Origin of the sequence: Aquimarina rhabdastrellae, from assembly GCA_947387485.1 — a bacterium.
Lineage (GTDB): Bacteria > Bacteroidota > Bacteroidia > Flavobacteriales > Flavobacteriaceae > Aquimarina.
Map to the genome: position 1 here is coordinate 150,678 of CANDNT010000002.1, position 19,483 is coordinate 170,160.

General features: G+C 30.9%; 17 protein-coding genes and 1 tRNA gene. 15 read left to right on the top strand and 3 right to left on the bottom strand.

Translation table 11 applies throughout. The annotated features are described in order from the left end of the window. Positions 1 to 30: 30 nt before the first annotated feature. A complete protein-coding gene (locus ACYEKI_RS05300) occupies positions 31 to 846 on the bottom strand; it encodes a hypothetical protein (RefSeq protein ID WP_459210132.1) in 816 nt (271 codons plus the stop codon). A gap of 268 nt (positions 847 to 1,114) precedes the next feature. Here ACYEKI_RS05300 and ACYEKI_RS05305 point away from each other — a divergent pair, with 268 nt between their 5' ends. From ACYEKI_RS05305 to ACYEKI_RS05330, 6 genes are all read left to right on the top strand, one after another. Beyond that, positions 1,115 to 1,771, top strand: coding sequence for a thymidine kinase (locus tag ACYEKI_RS05305; RefSeq protein WP_459210133.1), 657 nt, complete (start codon positions 1,115 to 1,117; stop codon positions 1,769 to 1,771). Next, positions 1,764 to 2,870, top strand: a complete 1,107-nt coding sequence (alr, locus tag ACYEKI_RS05310; protein WP_459210134.1) for an alanine racemase — start codon at positions 1,764 to 1,766, stop codon at positions 2,868 to 2,870. Before ACYEKI_RS05305 ends, alr begins: the two co-directional genes overlap by 8 nt. A 107-nt stretch (positions 2,871 to 2,977) precedes the next feature. Beyond that, complete coding sequence (gene mscL, locus ACYEKI_RS05315; RefSeq protein ID WP_459210135.1) at positions 2,978 to 3,400, top strand: large conductance mechanosensitive channel protein MscL; 423 nt, start codon at positions 2,978 to 2,980, stop codon at positions 3,398 to 3,400. Positions 3,401 to 3,614: 214 nt separating this feature from the next. Then, positions 3,615 to 4,604 (top strand): aspartate-semialdehyde dehydrogenase, encoded by a 990-nt coding sequence (locus ACYEKI_RS05320; RefSeq protein ID WP_459210136.1) that lies wholly within the window; start codon positions 3,615 to 3,617, stop codon positions 4,602 to 4,604. 377 nt (positions 4,605 to 4,981) lie between these two features. Next, complete coding sequence (locus tag ACYEKI_RS05325) at positions 4,982 to 7,150, top strand: prolyl oligopeptidase family serine peptidase (protein WP_459210137.1); 2,169 nt, start codon at positions 4,982 to 4,984, stop codon at positions 7,148 to 7,150. A gap of 75 nt (positions 7,151 to 7,225) precedes the next feature. Next, positions 7,226 to 8,197 carry an ABC transporter ATP-binding protein gene (locus tag ACYEKI_RS05330; RefSeq protein ID WP_459210138.1) on the top strand — a complete coding sequence of 324 codons (972 nt, stop codon included), beginning with the start codon at positions 7,226 to 7,228 and terminating at the stop codon, positions 8,195 to 8,197. Here ACYEKI_RS05330 and ACYEKI_RS05335 read toward each other — a convergent pair. Beyond that, positions 8,189 to 9,913 (bottom strand): WYL domain-containing protein, encoded by a 1,725-nt coding sequence (locus tag ACYEKI_RS05335; protein WP_459210139.1) that lies wholly within the window; start codon positions 9,911 to 9,913, stop codon positions 8,189 to 8,191. The genes ACYEKI_RS05330 and ACYEKI_RS05335 overlap by 9 nt on opposite strands. Before the next feature lie 1,267 nt (positions 9,914 to 11,180). On the opposite strand from ACYEKI_RS05335, the gene ACYEKI_RS05340 reads away from it, so the two are divergent. After that, positions 11,181 to 11,411 carry a hypothetical protein gene (locus ACYEKI_RS05340; RefSeq protein WP_459210140.1) on the top strand — a complete coding sequence of 77 codons (231 nt, stop codon included), beginning with the start codon at positions 11,181 to 11,183 and terminating at the stop codon, positions 11,409 to 11,411. Between the two features lie 39 nt (positions 11,412 to 11,450). On the opposite strand, the gene ACYEKI_RS05345 is transcribed toward ACYEKI_RS05340, so the two are convergent. Further along, positions 11,451 to 11,849 (bottom strand): hypothetical protein, encoded by a 399-nt coding sequence (locus ACYEKI_RS05345; protein WP_459210141.1) that lies wholly within the window; start codon positions 11,847 to 11,849, stop codon positions 11,451 to 11,453. A 345-nt stretch (positions 11,850 to 12,194) separates the two neighbouring features. Between ACYEKI_RS05345 and ACYEKI_RS05350 the strand changes: the two genes are divergently transcribed. The 8 genes from ACYEKI_RS05350 to ACYEKI_RS05385 all read left to right on the top strand — a co-directional run bounded on the left by ACYEKI_RS05350 (position 12,195) and on the right by ACYEKI_RS05385 (position 19,476). Next, positions 12,195 to 12,277, top strand: a tRNA-Tyr gene (locus ACYEKI_RS05350). Positions 12,278 to 13,053: 776 nt separating this feature from the next. After that, positions 13,054 to 14,154 (top strand): slipin family protein, encoded by a 1,101-nt coding sequence (locus ACYEKI_RS05355; RefSeq protein ID WP_459210142.1) that lies wholly within the window; start codon positions 13,054 to 13,056, stop codon positions 14,152 to 14,154. 601 nt (positions 14,155 to 14,755) lie between these two features. Continuing rightward, positions 14,756 to 16,141, top strand: coding sequence for an RtcB family protein (locus ACYEKI_RS05360; RefSeq protein WP_459210549.1), 1,386 nt, complete (start codon positions 14,756 to 14,758; stop codon positions 16,139 to 16,141). 105 nt (positions 16,142 to 16,246) lie between these two features. Further along, on the top strand, positions 16,247 to 16,540 hold the full coding sequence (locus ACYEKI_RS05365; protein ID WP_459210143.1) for a hypothetical protein: 294 nt from the start codon (positions 16,247 to 16,249) through the stop codon (positions 16,538 to 16,540). Positions 16,541 to 16,571: 31 nt separating this feature from the next. Beyond that, a complete protein-coding gene (locus tag ACYEKI_RS05370) occupies positions 16,572 to 16,853 on the top strand; it encodes a hypothetical protein (protein WP_459210144.1) in 282 nt (93 codons plus the stop codon). 147 nt (positions 16,854 to 17,000) lie between these two features. Beyond that, a complete protein-coding gene (locus ACYEKI_RS05375; protein WP_459210145.1) occupies positions 17,001 to 17,732 on the top strand; it encodes a nucleotidyltransferase domain-containing protein in 732 nt (243 codons plus the stop codon). Continuing rightward, positions 17,729 to 18,793, top strand: a complete 1,065-nt coding sequence (locus ACYEKI_RS05380; protein WP_459210146.1) for a nucleotidyltransferase domain-containing protein — start codon at positions 17,729 to 17,731, stop codon at positions 18,791 to 18,793. Before ACYEKI_RS05375 ends, ACYEKI_RS05380 begins: the two co-directional genes overlap by 4 nt. Continuing rightward, positions 18,790 to 19,476, top strand: a complete 687-nt coding sequence (locus tag ACYEKI_RS05385; protein WP_459210147.1) for a hypothetical protein — start codon at positions 18,790 to 18,792, stop codon at positions 19,474 to 19,476. The genes ACYEKI_RS05380 and ACYEKI_RS05385 overlap by 4 nt, the downstream gene beginning before the upstream one ends. Positions 19,477 to 19,483 lie beyond the last annotated feature (7 nt).

The following is a 19,483-nucleotide window of genomic DNA, read 5'->3' on the forward strand; positions in this document are numbered from 1 at the left end:
TAATTTAGATTTTAGAATTCTATCACGAACTTAGTCGAACTTATTTGTAATTATTTTCATAAAGCGTTCTTCATATTCTTCTTTTCCTTCCCAAAAATTATAATCAGGTTTTACTAATGTTCTTAAAAACTCTTCGGCTTCAGCCAAGCTATTCAACGTATTTAATTGAGACAAAACTCTGTTGTAATCAGCAGAGCTTCCTAAGAATAAGTGTTTGATAAAGGCTAAGCGATCATTTAATCCTATATTAATAGTCTTTTTTAAACGATCATTTAACGAGATTCCTTTAGGCTGTTGTGACTGATTTACTTTTTCAAAAGTTATAAGTTCAGGAGCATCATTTGCTATATCCTGTATATCATTTTTTTCAAAAACTAACTCTGGTGCTGGTGCTGCTGGAGTTTCTTCTCTAGGTATAAAAATATCTTTTTCTATAACTCTGGCATTTACCTCTTCTATAACAATTTCTGGTATTTTTTCTTCTTCCTTAACTACCTCATCTTGTGATTGTATAGGTTCAAAGGTATCAACTGTAGGTGTTTCTACTACAGGTTCTTTTATTTCTTTAACCTCAACTGGGCTATCATTATTTTCATGTACAGGAGTAATGATACTAGAAGTAGTAGTTTCTTCTGGTATTTCTATAGTATCAAGATCTAATACTTCATAAACCTTACCTATAGTAGGTTGTGGTTCAGAAAAATGTTTTTCAGCAAAATTTAATAGCGTTAATTTTTCATACAATACTCTAGCGTTTTCTTGTAACTGAGTAACAGGCACTTCTTCTCCCGCTCTTAAAATCTTATGTGCAATACTTATTAATTCTGCTTGAATTTGCTTTTTCATTTTTGATCTTACTTTTCTTGTTCCTCTATTGTTTAGGTCGCTGTAGGTTCTTTTTTATAACGCTTTTTTTAATTAAAATCATATTCCCCTATCACTCTTTATTTTAAGTTTTTTATACCTTGAATTTATTCTTGTTTTTAGTATAAAAAGTAAACTTATTTCATAACTTTCTTAAAAGTCGTTCTCAAGGTTTTGGTTTTTTAATACCTTTGCCTCGTCTTTATTAGGGGATAAAGACACTCTTTTAATTGTTGCTGAAAAATACGAAATGTTTCTTGAAAATACAGTAAATCATAAAGAGCAATTTGGATGGATCGAAGTAATTTGTGGTTCAATGTTCTCTGGTAAAACCGAAGAATTGATTCGCAGATTAAAGCGCGCTAAATTTGCTAAACAAAAAGTAGAAATTTTTAAACCGGCTATAGACACTCGTTATGATGATGAAATGGTAGTTTCTCATGATGCAAACGAGATACGTTCTACACCAGTTCCTGCAGCTGCAAATATTAGAATTTTGGCAGATACCTGTGATGTAATTGGTATTGATGAAGCTCAATTTTTTGACGAAGAAATTGTTAGTGTTTGTAATGACCTTGCTAATAAAGGGATTCGTGTTATCGTTGCTGGGTTAGATATGGATTTTAAAGGAAATCCTTTTGGTCCTATGCCTGCTTTAATGGCTACTGCAGAATATGTAACCAAGGTTCATGCTGTTTGTACACGTACAGGAAACTTGGCTCAATATAGCTATAGGAAATCAAAACAAGATGACCTTGTACTTTTAGGGGAAACTGATGAATATGAACCATTAAGTCGTGCTGCCTATTATAAGGCCATGCTTAACGAACAAGTAAAAGATATAGAGGTAAAAGACAGTACCGAGATTTCTTCTACAGACGAATCAACTGAAGCTATTGATGAATAATCCACACGCAACAGTACTTACTATTAATCTCCAGCATCTGACTCATAATTTTAACTATTTAAAAAGTAAAATTGATTCGGATACTAAATTTATGGCTGTAGTAAAAGCAACAGCCTATGGTAGTGACGCTATTACTATTGCAAAGCATCTAGAAACTCTAGGTGCAGATTATTTTGCTGTAGCTTATGCGGCAGAGGGTGTTGCTTTACGAGAAGCAGGAATTCAAACTCCTATTCTAGTTCTACATCCTCAACCACTTAATTTTAAAACTTTAATAGCATATAAACTTGAACCTAATTTATATAGTTTTAGGGTCTTAAAAGATTTTATTGCTGTAGCAGAACATAATAATTTAAAAGAATATCGTGTACATTTAAAGTTTAACACTGGATTAAATCGATTAGGGTTTGATCCTGCTGATATTCCTTTAATATTCGAATTAATCAATAAAACTACATCTGTAAAAATAGCTTCTTTATTTTCACACTTGGCTGCCAGTGAAGATCACAATGAGAGAACTTTTACTTTACAACAAATAGCTACTTTTAAAGAACTTAGTCACAACTTTATCTCTTTATTAGGGTATACTCCTATACTGCATCAATCCAATACTTCTGGAATTTTAAATTATCCTGAAGCACATTTTTCTATGGTACGCACAGGTATTGGTTTATATGGTTACGGTAACGACCCTCTATTTGATACAAAATTGAAACCTATAGCATCGCTAACTTCTTCAATTTCTCAAATACACACTTTACAAAGTGGAGAATCATTAGGCTACAATAGAGCATTTATAGCACAACAAACTACAAAGACAGCAACAATACCCATTGGGCATGCCGATGGTATTAATCGTATTTATGGTAACCAAAAAGGATTTGTCTATATAAATGGTCAAAAAGCTCCTATTTTGGGGAATGTATGTATGGATATGATTATGGTTGATATTACTAATATCATTTGTCAAGAAGGTGATATGGTAACTATTTTTGATGCTAAAACTACAGCTGCATCTGTAGCCGAAAATGCAGGTACTATTTCGTATGAATTACTTACTTCTATCTCTTCTAGAATTCAACGTAAAATTATTACATAGCCTATTTATTTTTTATAAACCTTTGACTTATTTTTATTTATCATAAGATAGTGTATTTGTTTTTTAGTTAAATTAGTAACTAGTAATCAACTAAATACACAAAAAATATGGGATTTTTTAAAGACTTTAAATCTTTCTTATTAAAGGGAGATATTGTAAATCTAGCAACTGCTGTTGTAATTGGTGGTGCATTTAACAAAATTGTAGGCTCTGCTGTAGCTGATATTATCATGCCTATTGTTGGAGTTATCACAGGTGGAACAGATTTTACACAAAAGTTTATAGCCTTGGATGGTAATAGTTATGAAAGCCTCAAAGTTGCCAAAGAAGCTGGTGCCGCAGTTATCACTTACGGTAATCTAATACAAGCAACTATTAACTTTATTATTGTAGGTTTATTTATCTTCTTAGTACTTAAAGCTTATGAAAAAACCAAGAAGAAAGAAGAACAAGCTCCAAAACCACCTGCTGGACCTACTCAAGAAGAATTACTTACAGAAATTAGAGACTTACTTAAAAATAAACAATAACTACGTAACCGCTACACTATATATTTTAATATTTAAACCGTTCATGAATTGAGCGGTCTTTTTTTATGCTTTAATTAGTTAAATATATAACATAAACATGCTATTTTTGATATCTACTTATAAATGATGTGAGTACTAAAAATATTTCTCACATTTGCCAACATTAAAAAATCTAAAAATTGCTGCCAGTTAATGGCAATATAAATTATCAATTATGAGAGTAGCTGTAGTAGGTGCTACCGGAATGGTAGGAACCGTGATGTTAAAAGTATTAGAAGAAAGAAATTTTCCTGTAACGGAATTAATCCCTGTTGCTTCAGAAAAATCGATTGGAAAAATGCTTAGTTTTAAAGGTAAAGATTTCCCTGTAGTGGGATTATCTACTGCAGTAGAAATGAAACCAGATATTGCTTTATTTTCTGCTGGAGGAAGTACTTCTTTAGAATGGGCACCTAAATTTGCCGAAGCAGGTATTACTGTTATAGACAACTCTTCTGCTTGGAGAATGGATGCAACAAAAAAATTAGTTGTTCCAGAGATTAATGCCAAAGATTTAACCAAAGAAGATAAAATTATTGCTAATCCTAATTGTTCTACTATTCAATTAGTAATGGCTCTAGCTCCTTTACATCAAAAATACAAGATCAAACGTGTAGTTATCTCAACATATCAATCTATTACAGGTACAGGTGTTAAAGCTTTACAGCAATTAGAAAACGAATATAGTGGTGCTAAAGGAGAAATGGCATATCCATATCCTATACACCGTAATGCTATTCCACATTGTGATGTTTTTCAAGACAATGGATATACAAAAGAAGAAATGAAACTCGTTAATGAAACACAAAAGATTCTCGACGATCGCACTATAGCTGTCACTGCTACTGCTATTAGAATTCCTGTTGTAGGTGGTCACAGTGAAAGTGTTAACATTGAGTTTGCTAACGATTTTATAGAAAATGATATTCGTAAAATTTTAAGTGAAACACCTGGAGTTACCGTTCAGGATAATACAGATACAAATACGTATCCTATGCCTATTTATGCCGAAGGTAAAAATGATGTTTTTGTAGGAAGAATAAGAAGAGATCACTCGAGACAAAATGCATTAAATATGTGGATAGTTGCAGATAACCTTCGTAAGGGTGCTGCTACAAACGCTGTTCAAATAGGAGAGCACCTTATTGCCGAAAATCTCGTATAATACTTTATATAAAAAGTACCTCAATATAATTAAGACTTTTCATTAATTTGAAAAGTCTTTTTTTATCTTAAAAGATTATACAAGGTTATCTATTATTTATTCTAAAAAACATATTGTTATTACTTGTTAATTTCTTCTTAATTCACCTTTGTATCAGTCGTTATATTATATTTTTTAATATATTAAGCGATCTTTTTTTGCCCCCTCAAAAAAAGTTTAGGCTGCAAACGCATAGAAGATATTATGTTATACCCCAAAACGTAATATTCACTAGTCAAAAAGATTAGTATTCAGCGTTATGCAGCCTTTTTACATTTTATTAGGATTATCTCTTTCTCTTTTATATAGATTTGTATTAAATAATAACCCCCATTATGATGAAAAAAGTATTTCTCTCTGCAGCTTTTGCAAGCATATTTTTTGCTTGTAAAACCGAAAACAACCAAAATCATACCAAAAACGATACTAATTTGAAATATCCTATTACAAAAAAAGTTGACACCGTTGATACATATTTTGGTACCGCAGTAAAAGATCCATATCGATGGCTCGAAGACGACCGCAGTCCCGAAACCGAAAATTGGGTAAAAGAAGAAAACAAAACAACATTTAATTACCTAGATCAAATACCTTTTAGAAAAGATTTAAAAGACCGTCTATCTAGTTTATGGAATTATGAAAAAGTAGGTGCTCCATTTAAAGAAGGAGACTATAGTTATTTTTATAAAAACGATGGATTACAAAACCAATATGTAGTTTATAGATTCAAAAATGAAGGAGATACTCCAGAGGTTTTCTTAGATCCTAATAAATTTAGTAAAGATGGTACTACTTCATTAGGTGGGTTAAGTTTTTCTAAAAATGGAAAAATAGCTGCCTATTCTATTTCTGAAGGAGGTAGTGATTGGAGAAAAATTATTGTAATTGATGCAGAAACCAAAGAAACTATTGAAGATACTCTAGTAGATGTAAAGTTTTCTGGAATCTCATGGAAAGGAAATGAAGGTTTTTACTATTCTAGCTATGATAAACCAAAAGGAAGTGAACTTTCTGCAAAAACAGATCAACATAAAGTATACTACCACAAACTTAAAACTGCACAAAAAGACGATCAACTTATTTTCGGAGGAACTCCAGAAGAAAAACATCGTTATGTAGGTGCCAGTGTAACAGAAGATGATCGCTATTTAATCATCTCGGCAAGTGTATCTACTTCTGGAAACAAATTATTCATAAAAGATCTTAACGATCCTAATAGTAAATTGATTACTATTCTAGATCATACAGATAGTGACACTAGCATAATCGAAAATGACGGAAGTAAATTATTTTTGGTAACCAATCTTAATGCTCCAAATAAAAAAATTGTAACTACAGATGTTGCCAACCCTACTCCAGAAAACTGGGTTGATTTTATTCCTGAAACTGAGTATGTATTAAGTCCTAACACAGGAGGTGGTTATTTCTTTGCTCACTATATGGTTGATGCTATTTCTAAAATCATCCAATATGACTATAACGGTAAAAAAGTTAGAGAGGTTTCATTACCTGGTGTAGGTACTGCAAGTGGTTTTGGAGCAAAAAAAGAAGATTCAACGTTACATTTCTCTTTTACTAATTATACAACTCCTAGTAGTATCTATACTTACGATATAGCAAATGGTACATCTGAATTATATCGTAAACCAGAAATTGATTTTGATCCTGAAGCATACGAGAGTAAACAAGTATTTTACACGTCTAAAGATGGTACAAAAGTACCTATGATTATCTCATATAAAAAAGGTATTGAACTCAATGGTAAAAATCCAACTATTCTTTATGGATATGGAGGATTCAATATTAGCCTTACTCCTAATTTTCGCATTAGTAATGCCGTATGGATGGAACAAGGTGGAATTTATGCTGTAGCAAACCTAAGAGGTGGTGGCGAATATGGAAAGAAATGGCATGATGCGGGGACAAAAATGCAAAAGCAAAATGTATTTGACGATTTTATAGCTGCTGGTGAGTTTTTAATCAACAGTAAATATACTTCTAGCGATTTCTTAGCAATTAAAGGAGGCTCTAATGGTGGATTGTTAGTAGGAGCTACAATGACGCAGCGTCCAGAATTAATGAAAGTAGCTTTACCTGGTGTAGGAGTATTAGACATGCTTCGTTATCATACATTTACTTCTGGTGCTGGTTGGGCATACGATTATGGTACAGCAGAAGATAATAAAGAAATGTTTGCGTATTTAAAAGGGTATTCTCCTGTTCATAATGTAAAAGAAGGAATAGCTTACCCTGCAACTATGGTTACTACTGGAGATCATGATGATCGTGTTGTACCTGCGCATTCTTTTAAATTTGCAGCAGAACTACAAGCAAAACAATCTGGAACTAATCCAGTTCTTATTCGTATTGAAACTAATGCTGGTCATGGAGCTGGTACTCCTGTAAGTAAACTTATAGATCAATCTGCAGATATGCTTGGTTTTACATTATACAATATGGGATATGAAGTATTACCAGAGAAAATACATAACGAATTAAAGAATTAAACAAATTAATTCAGTGTTTTTAAAAAACCATTTCTAGTATTAGAAATGGTTTTTTGTTTAATATCTTTGCCCACTATGTTAAAGGTCGAAAATATCTCATTTGCCTATTTTGATACTCCTGTAGTATGTAATATTAGTTTTACAATACAGAGAGGACAACACATTGCCGTAATTGGCGAAAGTGGTTGTGGTAAGAGTACTCTTTTACAATTAATTTATGGTTTATTTGATCTTGATCAAGGCACTATTTTTTGGGAAGACACTCAAGTATTAGGACCTAGTTATCATCTTGTTCCTGGTGAATCCTATATAAAATATCTAGCACAAGATTTTGATCTTATGCCTTTTACTACGGCTGCAGAAAATATCAATACTTTTTTATCTCGATTTTATCCTGAAGAAAGCAAAAAAAGAACAGATGAACTTCTTAAAATCGTAGAAATGACCGCTTATGCAAATACTAAGGTAAAATACTTAAGTGGTGGTCAAAAGCAACGTATCGCGCTAGCCAAAGCTATAGCAAAAGAACCTCAAGTGTTATTATTAGATGAACCTTTTAGTCATATTGATAACCACAGAAAGAATAAATTAAGACGTCAACTTTTTGCTTACCTTAAGTCAAAAAACATAACTTGTATTGTAGCTACTCATGATACTACAGATGTTTTATCATTTACCGATGAAACTCTAGTTATGAAAGATGGGATATTATTAACACAACAACCTACCTTAGAATTATATCACCAACCATCTTCAATCTATATTGCTTCATTATTTGATGAGGTTAATGAATTACCAGCTTATTTATTTGACGCTACTATTTCTAAAGAAAAAACACTACTTGTTTATCCTCATGAATTGACGGTTACCTCATCTTCAAATTGTAAAGTTACTGCCCTGCAATCTTATTTTAAAGGAAGTCATTACTATATAGAAGCACTACTTAATTCACAAAGAGTTTTCTTTACACATCCTACACCTTTAACTCCTCAAAGTCAGATATACATAACATTATCTCCTTCTATTATACAACAACGTTTAGTTTAATATCTCTTTTTCTAACCACTCTAATCCATTAGCTAATTTTTCAGAAGAAAATTCTAGGTGTAATACTCTTCTTCTTTTATAGCTTTTTGCTTTTGATGATGCATGCAATAACAATGGTTTCATCAATTGTACTCCTCCAGCTAAAACATCACAAGTATATGGTATCGAGTTTTTGGTAATTAGTTGTATTTCTTCATTAGTATGCTTTTTATGATGTGATCCAGGAACAACCTTTAATGCTCCATTGCGTTCATTTGTATCATCTAAATGTATTCTAATCGTAAAAATATTTTTCAGTATGCTTTCTGGAGGACAAACACTATTAATTTCTTGTTTAAATGTCCACTCAGTATACTCTTCGGTTTTTATTTTCTCTTCAACATTAATAGGGATATCTTGATGCCATGTCACATACCAATTGCTCTTTGCAGGTTTATCAAAATAAATCGCTTTGATCAATACAGCTTTATCGTCTATAATTTCAATAATTCGTTTTAGATTATCATTTAATAAGAGCGTTTTTAACTCTGGTATTTTTTTTATAATAGCTCGTATCCCATATCCTTTCTCTTTTGTATTTTTAATATACGAATCCAAAACATTCCTAATCTTTTTTATTTCACGTTTGGTATATACGTAATTCATAATAGAAAATCCTTTGAATGCTAATCTATTCTTGGCCGTCTTAAGTCCAGACGCAGTGATTTCTGTATTATAACTATCTAATGCACCTTGAATTCTATCAATAATATTACGTTTAAGTCTAGGAGGCGAAATTACTTTAATACCATCTCCTATACTCAATATCTCTTTCTCTAGTTCAAAATTGTGTTGTACATCAAGAGAAATCGTTATACCATAATTATCTTTTGCTATCAATTGTTGGCTAGCGTGAAACGGTTTAGTCAAAACATAGGGAGCATGTTTATGTACCACATATAAGACCACTTTTTCTGTTGGCATAGTAGGACTAACCGATACACCTATCGCATTTTTATAATACGTAGTAAGATCTACAGTTCTATTAGGCTTATACTCCTCTGTAGTTTCTTTTATAGTGATTATTCTATCCAAAGCTAAATTTAAAAGCCCTTCTCTCTTTTTCTTTATTCCTATCACAAACCATCTGTTTCTAAATTCTTTTAATAAATAAGGATGAAAAACAAACGAGCTTTCTTCTCTAGCTTGAAATGATTTATAAGTTAACACTATAGCTTTTTTTTGCTGAATAGCACGATACAATTCATCTAAGAATTCTAATCCTTTAAGCTCTTCATTTTTTTCAAAATCAATTATAGGAGTTTCATTGTTCTTATGAGTGTATACATGATCTTCTAATTTTTGCACCATTCCTTCTAAATCTCTAAAATGAGAAAACCCTTTAAATTGCTTTAAGAAAGCAACTGTATCTGATAATCGATCTAAATCTTGATCAGAGATAGGAATCTTAGTTATACTATAACTAGTATCTTCATATTTATAATACTTACGGTTATACACTATAATTGGAGCATTGTACCCTAGCTTATCACTACGCATCATTTGTATATCTAATTGTATAGTACGTTTACTTACATAGGTGTCTTTTCCTTCATATTCGTATAACGCATCAGAACAAGCATCAATTAAATCTTGTAATGTCCATTGTTTAAACGTGTTTTGCAAACACTTATCTATAGTTTTATATCTAATTAATGCATTTTTATTAACCGCCATAACTGCTATTTTTTTATTGATATAAAATGAAATACTAAGTACGCAATTTATTTACGCAGTAACAAAAAAATCGTTTTTTATACTTAAAATTTGGATTTTAGAATTATTTATTTAGATATTTGTACTAGAATAAGTATAAAAATAATTAAATATAAACGCCGTGTTATTTCATAACTCTCAAATATCAAGTAGATTTTGTAAAGTATATTCTTTACAATTACACGGACGTTTACCAGTTGCTTATTCACTTGAAATCGAAATTATCTAGAAAAAGAAAAGCACTATATTAACTAAAGCGTCCATAATAATGGGCGCTTTTTTTATGGATTAAAATCATATGATTTATAGAAAAACCTAATAATCAATCAAAAGAAATAAAAAATTTAAGAAAAAAATGAGCAATCAGTTAAACTAATATAAAATCAAATATTTGAAGGTTAAGCAAAAGATAGACAAGCTATTGCAATACTAATCGTATCTACAACAATTGTGGACAGCATTTCTATTGCTTAAAAACTACACACAAACAACTGATAATCAATACTTTAATTTAAAAAAAATATTAGATTTTATTTGGAGAATTAAATTTAAGTTCTAATCTTTGCAACGTCAAAATAAAACAAGTATTTATATTTTTTGACTGTATAACTAAATATTAATCAAGACTATATATAGTCATTAAACAACAACATATATGCACTCATTATCTAGAGACATATCACAAAACATAAAGTATACTAGTTGCGAGTTAGGATACTTCAGTATAAGTGTTGTTTATTTTAAACAAGATCGGAGGTTTATAGTATAAGAACTATACTATAACGATATTATATAACCCGATCTTTATAAAGATCGGGTTTTTTTATGCTCTTTGACATATTGTAAGATAACTGGAGAACAGACAGATATTGGTTTGCTGTGCTTGTCTGCTAAACAAGTCCGTTTAAAAGCGGTAAAGGTTCGATTCCTTTGTTCTCCGCAAACCTATTCCGTTTGTGCCGTGGTATTCTACCTATGATGTTTACTGTCTCTAAACACTCATATTTCTTCATTCAAAAAAGAAACGGCACCTTTTATTAACCTTTTAAAACTTTTATCTATGAAACCCAAAAACATCAACAAAAAACGAATAGATCAATATATTCATCAATCATCATTCATTTTTTTATAAAGATTAAATGCTACAAAAAACAATATTTACTTGTTTTTTCAGTTATAAAACAACCCTTATTATTAAGGTAAGTTTAATTTAAATTCATCAAATTTTATGAAATCAAAAATTTTAGAGTTAAAAGGTATTACACATTTGTCAAAAAACATGCAAAAAAACATTACTGGTGGTAATTGGGAATGTGATTTAGAAGGATTAGAAGTAGAAGCTATTACTTATAATGACTTAAGGAATTCTGGTGTATCACAAAGCTACGCAGCTTCTGCTGCGAGACTTGCAGGTGCTAGAGCTAGACGATTATGTGAAGCTGCTGCTAGTATTCAATAATAAAATAGGGAGAATTTTTAATTCTCCCTATTTATTTTTTTAAAGACTATTTAAAATATCATCTATTTCTTCTTGGTGATTCTTCTCTAGACTTTCTTTAACTCTTGTTAAAACCATCTTAAAACTATTCATCACTTTTTCAGTTTGAACTTTCTTTAATGGTATTTCATTACCGTCTGCCTTAACTAAAGAATATTTATAGTGATTTTTAATTTTAGGTTTAGATCTATCTAATTGTTGTTTAATTGACACTGTACCATATAATTTAACAATCGAAATAACACGATTACTGACTTTAATCTTATCCGTTTGTTTGCTTATATCAGTAGCTAATGAATATAATTTAGTATATTCTTCTTTTAATTCACTCCAATCTTCTTGAGCTTGGATTGTTAGGCTGCTAGCAAAAATACATAATAGTAAAAATAGTTTTTTCATAATGTTTGGGTCTCTATTTAGGTTTATTAGTTATGTGCTTGACAATATAATGTAACGATTTTTTAGCTTAAATATTGCCAAACAGTAAATATACATGTGTTATAGGCACAATCCAAAAATAAAAAAATCATCAGATCACCATAATTCAAGCGGTGATTTTTATTTCTCAATGTCGTGTTTTCAAAAAGGATGCCAAAATTTTTTCTACTACGTAAAAACATTGCGCATCTCTTTGGAAATATTTGTACCACAATCAAAAACGAACGCTAACACCATTTTGGAGATGTTAGCATCAGCCTCGCTACTAGTCCATGAGAAGCATATTATGGTAGCGAGGTCATCACTGAGTGTATTGAGCAATTGGTTGGCTCGCCAGACTGTAAATCTGGTCTCTATGGAGCATGTAGGTTCGAATCCTACTGCACTCACTTTAAGCAAGTCTTGTTGTGTGTTTCTATATAGCACCATTGTATAGTATACTGCATAGTGTATTGTATGCTATATCCAACTTGACTTAAAGGTTACGATTGACCAAATAATCATTATCAATTCTATTTACATGGGTTCGAATCCCATCACATTTTGGTTGTGTAGCTTAGTCTGGTTAAGCAATAGATTTTTGTTTCGTAGGTTCGAATCCTACTTCCGTATTTGGAATGGCAGAGTGGTCGAATGCACTGGTCTTAAAAACCATTAAACCCAAAGTTGCATCACTTGTAAAACAGATGCTCTGATCGTGAAACATCAGTAAAGATTACAATAACTAATCGGTTATATCATTAGGTATAACACTCTGGCATACGCCTGAATTTTAGTTATCGTATAATCAAAAGATGTAGTCTTACTATACTTTTGATTTCTATGTTGGCTCTAACCTATCATAAAGTATATAGCACTCTTACAAAGAATCGCTATCGTTTTATAAAACAGTTATTATCATCTAGAACATCTATGTATAGTAACATTATTTGTGAAGATTATACTTTGTTAAAAATCCGCTTATAAAAGAGGGTTTGTTATTGTAATCTTTTTAAATCGAAGTATTGCGTGAGGGATTGAGCGCTTGTTTGAGCTCTTTTGTATAGCAAAAAGCGAGTAGCAAAAGCCCGGCCCGATAGGGACACGCCCATTAATAAAAAAACAAATCAGTTCCGTTACAACTGCAATGTTTATTTAAGTAATCATTAATCAAAATTCTAAAACTATGAAAAGAGTACACATTAATCAAGGGCAAATTGGTTTGGTTTTCAAAAATGATGATTACCAACGTTTCATTACCGCTGGGAAACACTGGCTAGGTATTAGAGAACAAGTATCTCGTTTTGATCTTACACAACCTTTTGACGCTCCAATAGCTTTGGAACTCTTACTTAAAGACGAACAGCTTGCAGCTTTATTAACTATTGTTGATGTGAAAGATCATGAATTAGCATTGGTTTATAAAAATGATAACCTAAAGGAAGTATTGACTCCTGGTCGCTACATTTTCTGGAAACCTATGCTTGATCTGGTTTTTATCAAAGTAGATTTGAGTAAAATCTACATTACCGAAAAGATAAATAAAAGTGTGTTAAATCACATGTTGCTTAATAGATATATCCGCAGTTTTGAAGTCGCCACATATGAAAAAGCACTCTTAATGGTTGATGATGTTTATGTTAAAACCTTAGGTAGTGGTATCTATCGTTTTTGGAGAAATGAAAAAACTATTAAGCTTGCCAAAGCTGATTTGAGACAGTTACAACTTGAAATTACAGGTCAAGAACTATTAACCAAAGATAAAGCAGGAATTAGAATTAATTTTTATGCACATTATAAAATTACTGATATCGAAAAAGCATTATTGTTAATCAAAGACTATGAGAAACAACTATATGTAATGTTACAGCTTGCATTAAGAGCCTACATCGGAAAATATACACTAGACGAAATTCTAGATCGTAAAGATGATATTGCTCAAATTATCCTTGATGAAGTAAAACAGCAAGCTCAAAAAATTGGTATTCAAGTATTAAATAGTGGTATTAGAGATGTGATTCTTCCTGGTGAAATGAAGGAAATTATGAATCAAGTTTTGGTAGCACAAAAACGTGCCCAAGCTAATAGCATTACACGTAGAGAAGAAACTGCTGCTACACGTAGTCTATTAAATACAGCCAAACTTATGGAAGAAAATACGATGTTGTATCAACTAAAAGAAATGGAGTTTGTAGAAAAAATTGCAGACAAAATTGGCGAAATTACCGTAAATGGCAATGGTGGAATGGTACAACAACTTAAAGATATTTTTGCAGTACGCAAATAGTCTATGTCAATCAATATGTTTATTACAATTCTAGGTCTCTATCACAGTATAATTCCTAGAGTTTTTCCTTTTTTTAGCCTATCATGAATTCTTCATTCTTTTTAAAAGTACTATTAATTCCTTTTTTATTATTTATAGTCATTTTATTAACTCCAATTCTTTTCGTAATTCTTGTGATACTTTTAATCAACAATTACATATTGAGATTTAAAAAACAAAAAAAACTTTGCTCAATTTTAAAAGAAAATCAAAGGAAAATATTTCTCTTATATACCAATAATCAAGAATTTATACTATTTCATAAATCTTTCAAAAACATACATAATATTAATCTCATTAATGTTAATTCAAATTCCAATTATTTATTATTAGAATATTTAACCAAACAAAACACTAAACATAATTACCCTAAACTCGTCATGATTCATAATCAAAAAATAATTCAAAAAAAACACTATAATTCCTTTAAGTATTTTGTCAAAAAACAAAATACTCCTCATTTATTCTGTAATTTATTAAATAAATCCATTGAAAACTTATACAACGCAAAATAATTGCGTAAATGATCATCACCTTTGCTTCATCATCAAAAGAAAACATTATGAATATAACTGGAAAAACATTAGTTAAATTAGGGTTTTCTTCGGGAAAATGGTTTCCTGAAGCTATTGCTCATATCAACGAACATCAATTAGAAGGAGATGCAATGTTGGCTTATTTAGAGCAATATAAATCTCCCCCAACTATGGAGTTACATCAAGAAGAAATTCCTTTTGCTATTAATATTGAAGCTACAAACCCTGTAGAACAACATAACGTAGATCAAGTAGTTTCTTCTATGCATACTCTATTAAAAACACCTACTCTAGTAGCAGGAACTATCATGCCTGATGCATGTCCTACTGGAGCAAACGGGACTATCCCTGTAGGTGGTGTAGCTGTTGCAAAAAATGCGATTCACCCAGGTATGCATAGTGCCGATATATGCTGTTCTGTTATGCTTACTAACTTTGGTAAAACAGATCCAAAAACGGTATTGGATACAGCACATAATATTACACATTTTGGTCCTGGTGGTAGAGATCGTAATACACAATTTAGATTTCCAACAGAGTTATTATCTGAATTTGAAAGCAATGATTTACTCAATGAAGATCGTATTATAGGAGCAGCCAGAGCTCATCTAGGAACTCAAGGAGATGGAAATCATTTTCTTTTTGTAGGAGTCTCTGAAAAAACTGGAGATACTATGCTGGTAACTCATCACGGTTCTAGAGCTCCAGGAGCTTTGTTATACAAAAAAGGAATGAAAATTGCGGAACGTTTTAGAAAACAAATTTCTCCAGATACACTAAAGCAAAATGCCTGGATTCCATTTGAGACTCCAGAAGGTGAAATGTATTGGGATGCTTTACAAATCATACGTAAATGGACAAAAAAGAATCATGAGTGCATTCATAATGCAACTTTACAAAAGCTAGACTTAAAAGCAAAAGATCGTTATTGGAACGAACACAATTTTGTTTTTAAAGATGGAGACTTGTTTTATCATGCTAAAGGAGCTACGCCGCTTGATCCCAAATTTATGCCCGATATTACTGGTCCTAGATTGATTCCGCTAAATATGGCCGAGCCTGTATTAATCGTAGAGGGAACTACTACTACCGCTAATTTAGGTTTTGCTCCTCATGGTACTGGAAGAAATTTAAGCCGTACTCAACATCGTAAATCTAAAGAAGGAAAAACCTATACCGAAATCTTTGAAGAAGAAACCGCTGGTCTAGATGTTAGGTTTTTCTCTAATGAAATTGATATTACCGAATTACCTAGTGCTTATAAAAATGCTAATACTGTGAGAGCACAAATGGAAAAGTATGGTTTAGGTACTGTTATCGATCAGGTACTTCCTTATGGATGTATCATGGCAGGTGATGTACAAAAAAACGCACCTTTGAAAAGAAAAAGAAGAAAACGTAAACAACAATAATCAAAAAGCCTACTTATTTTAGTGGGCTTTACTATAATTTATATATTTTTGATATTGAAAACATTCCGTAGTTCTTGAATTTATGTTTAATTTAAAACTATGATTATGAATTGGAAGATTCAAAAACTATTGGATGGAGAAACAATTGTTTCTAAAGAACCTGGTAATTCGATGTTACCTTTACTTAAATCAAAACAACCTGTAAGATTACAGCCTATAACATGGCAAGAATGTAAAACAGGTGATATTGTATTTTGTAAAGTACGTGGTAATTGTTTTACACACTTGGTAAAAGGTAAAAACGAAAAACGTGGATTACTTATAGGAAACAATCATGGTCATATCAATGGATGGACCAAAAATGTATATGGTAAGGTTATCGAAATTTTACCTATGTAATGTTAGCGCGCTAAGCGCTTTTTTTGTTTTCATGATCAAAAGTCTTTTTGAAATTACATATCATTCTTTAAAACTTCTAGAAGATTTATCAGGTTTTACTTACAGAGAACTTAATATTCTTATTTGGTTCTACGGTATCCCCTTATTCTGGTGTTTTCTAATTGATAAAATTAGATCTTCTTCTTATTTTAAATTATTAGGTTTTTCTATTGCTATCTCTTCTTTTTTATTCATTCCTAATTTTGAACAATTCTCTCATCAACTCTTCGATTTTGCTGTTGATTTTTTAAACTATTTTAATACATGGGGGTAGTAATTATATATTATCCTCTGTTATTTTTTGTCTTTTTATACCTATCCTAATTACTGCTTTTTTATTAAAAAAAGTATATCAAAAAAGAACTACGTAAATACATTGCGCAAATACTTTTCAACTTTGTTTTATCAAATAAAGAAACAAATGAAAACAAAACTATATCAACTCGAAAAGCAACATAATATTAAAATTGTACATGCATGTGAATCTGGAAGCAGAGCCTGGGGAATGGCTTCACCAGATAGTGATTATGATGTACGTTATATATATACGAAACCTATTGAATGGTACTTATCCATTTCAGAAAAAAAAGATACTATTTCAATTCTTGAAGGAGATTTTGATGCTGTAGGTTGGGATCTTCGTAAAACGTTACGTCTTTTAAAAAAATCAAATGTAGCTGTTTTAGAACACTTATATTCTCCTATAACTTATCTATCATCTCCTAATTTCATCAAAGAAATAGAACCTATTGCTATAGATTGTTTTTCTCCAATAGCGGCTATGTATCACTATTTAAATATGAGTAAAAACTACACTTCAGCAATTACAGAAAACACAAAACTTAAATCTATATTTTATGCTATTCGTACAACACTTGCTGGTCAATGGGTTTTAGAAAAGAAAACTATGCCTCCCGTATTAATATCTCAAATGTTCGAGTTAGTACCTATTTCTATTAGAAAACAAATACAAGAGTTATTAGCAATAAAATCAGTACAAAATGAATCTTATACACATGACATACCTAAAGAACTTATAAAATGGATATTATTTACTATTGAAAATAATGAATTATACGCTAAATCACTTCCATCTGGAAAACCTGACTTAGAACGTATAGATCAGTTTTTATATAAACAAATCATGTTATGAAAAACATAGAACAACTTAGAGCCTCTGGACATATTATTTTTGAATGTATTAGTGGGAGTAAATCCTATGGTTTAGATTCTAAAAATTCTGATACGGATATTCGTGGCGTATTTATCCATCCTAAAAAAGATTTCTATAGTTTAGATCATATAGATCAAATCAATGATGAAACTAATGATATTGTTTTTTATGAACTCAAAAAATTCATTTCTTTATTAGAAAAAAATAATCCTAATATATTAGAATTATTATTCGTTCCTGACTTTTGTATCATTCAGAAAAATTCATTATTTGATCTCATTAAAGCTGAATATTTTTTATCCAAACTATGTAAAAACACTTTTGTAAATTATGCTTTTACTCAGATAAAAAAGGCTCACGGTCTCAATAAAAAGATTTTAAATCCTATGGAAAAAGAGCGAAAATCCATATTAGATTTTTGTCATATATATAAGAACAATACCTCTATTCCATTGAAAGTTTTTCTTGAGAAAGAAAATTTCAATATTCAATACTTTGGTCTTGTTAAGCTACCTCATATGAAAGGTTGTTATAATTTATTCTATGACACTGATTCTAGTTATAAAGGTATTTGCACTGAAAATGCTAACGAACTTCGTTTATCATCTGTTCCAAAAGATCATACTCCTATTGGTATGTTATATTATAATCAAGAAGGGTACTCTTCTTATTGTAAACAATATAAAGAGTATTGGTCATGGGTTCAAAAACGTAACGAGCATAGGTATCTAAATACTATTTCACATGGCAAAAATTACGATGCTAAAAATATGATGCATACTTTTAGGTTATTATCTATGGCCAAAGAAATTGCTATGGAACACAAAATAGAAGTCTATAGAAAAAATGATAGCTCTTATTTATTGGATATAAAAAAAGGAATTTATAATTATGATTACCTCATTCAAAAAGCTAAACAACTAAAAGAAGAATTATTATTTTCATTTGATAAAAGTACTTTACAAGAAAAACCTAATAAAACAATTATTAATCATCTTGTATACACCATTCGTAATAATTTTTACCATTCTCAATCATGAAGGTCTCATCAATCTATAATCAATTATTAGCTATTCGCCCTTCCCTCTCTCAAGAATGGCTTTTAAAATATCATAGGTTACTTCATGAAGAGCATTTAGAAAAATTAGCTGCTCAATTAAGTATATTTTATATAGACGGAATAACTGAAACACGACCAAAACCATGGTTTGACGAAGAAATCATTCCTTCTATTACTCATAGTTTCTTGGCATTTCAACCATGGTTAAATACCGTTGATAAAAACTGTTCTTTAGAAGAATCTGTTCTTCTTTTTGAACAAATTCCTATTGCTGATGTCTTACTGATTCTTGGACAACGTTTAACCTCGGCTAGTATTAGAGATGAACAAGCTATTCCTCCTACTGCCAAAGTTTTACTCCATAGTGCTATGCTTCCTTTTAATTCACAAATAAAAGTTGCTACTCGAGCTTGGGAAAAACACATTGGTCGCTCTTCTGAAACCTTTTGGGGTAGCATAACTGGTTCTCCGATACAAAAAGAAGAAACTGTTACTAATTTGTTATCAACAATGATTCAAGAACACACATGGTGGAATATTTTTTATCATTATAAACATAAATTAGTTTTTGAACTTCGTGTAGCTAGTGGTCATGGTATTCGCTGGAATCATACAGGAACTGAATTTATTGGTTTTTTAGAACCTTTTTTACCTTCTAATTAAAAACTTA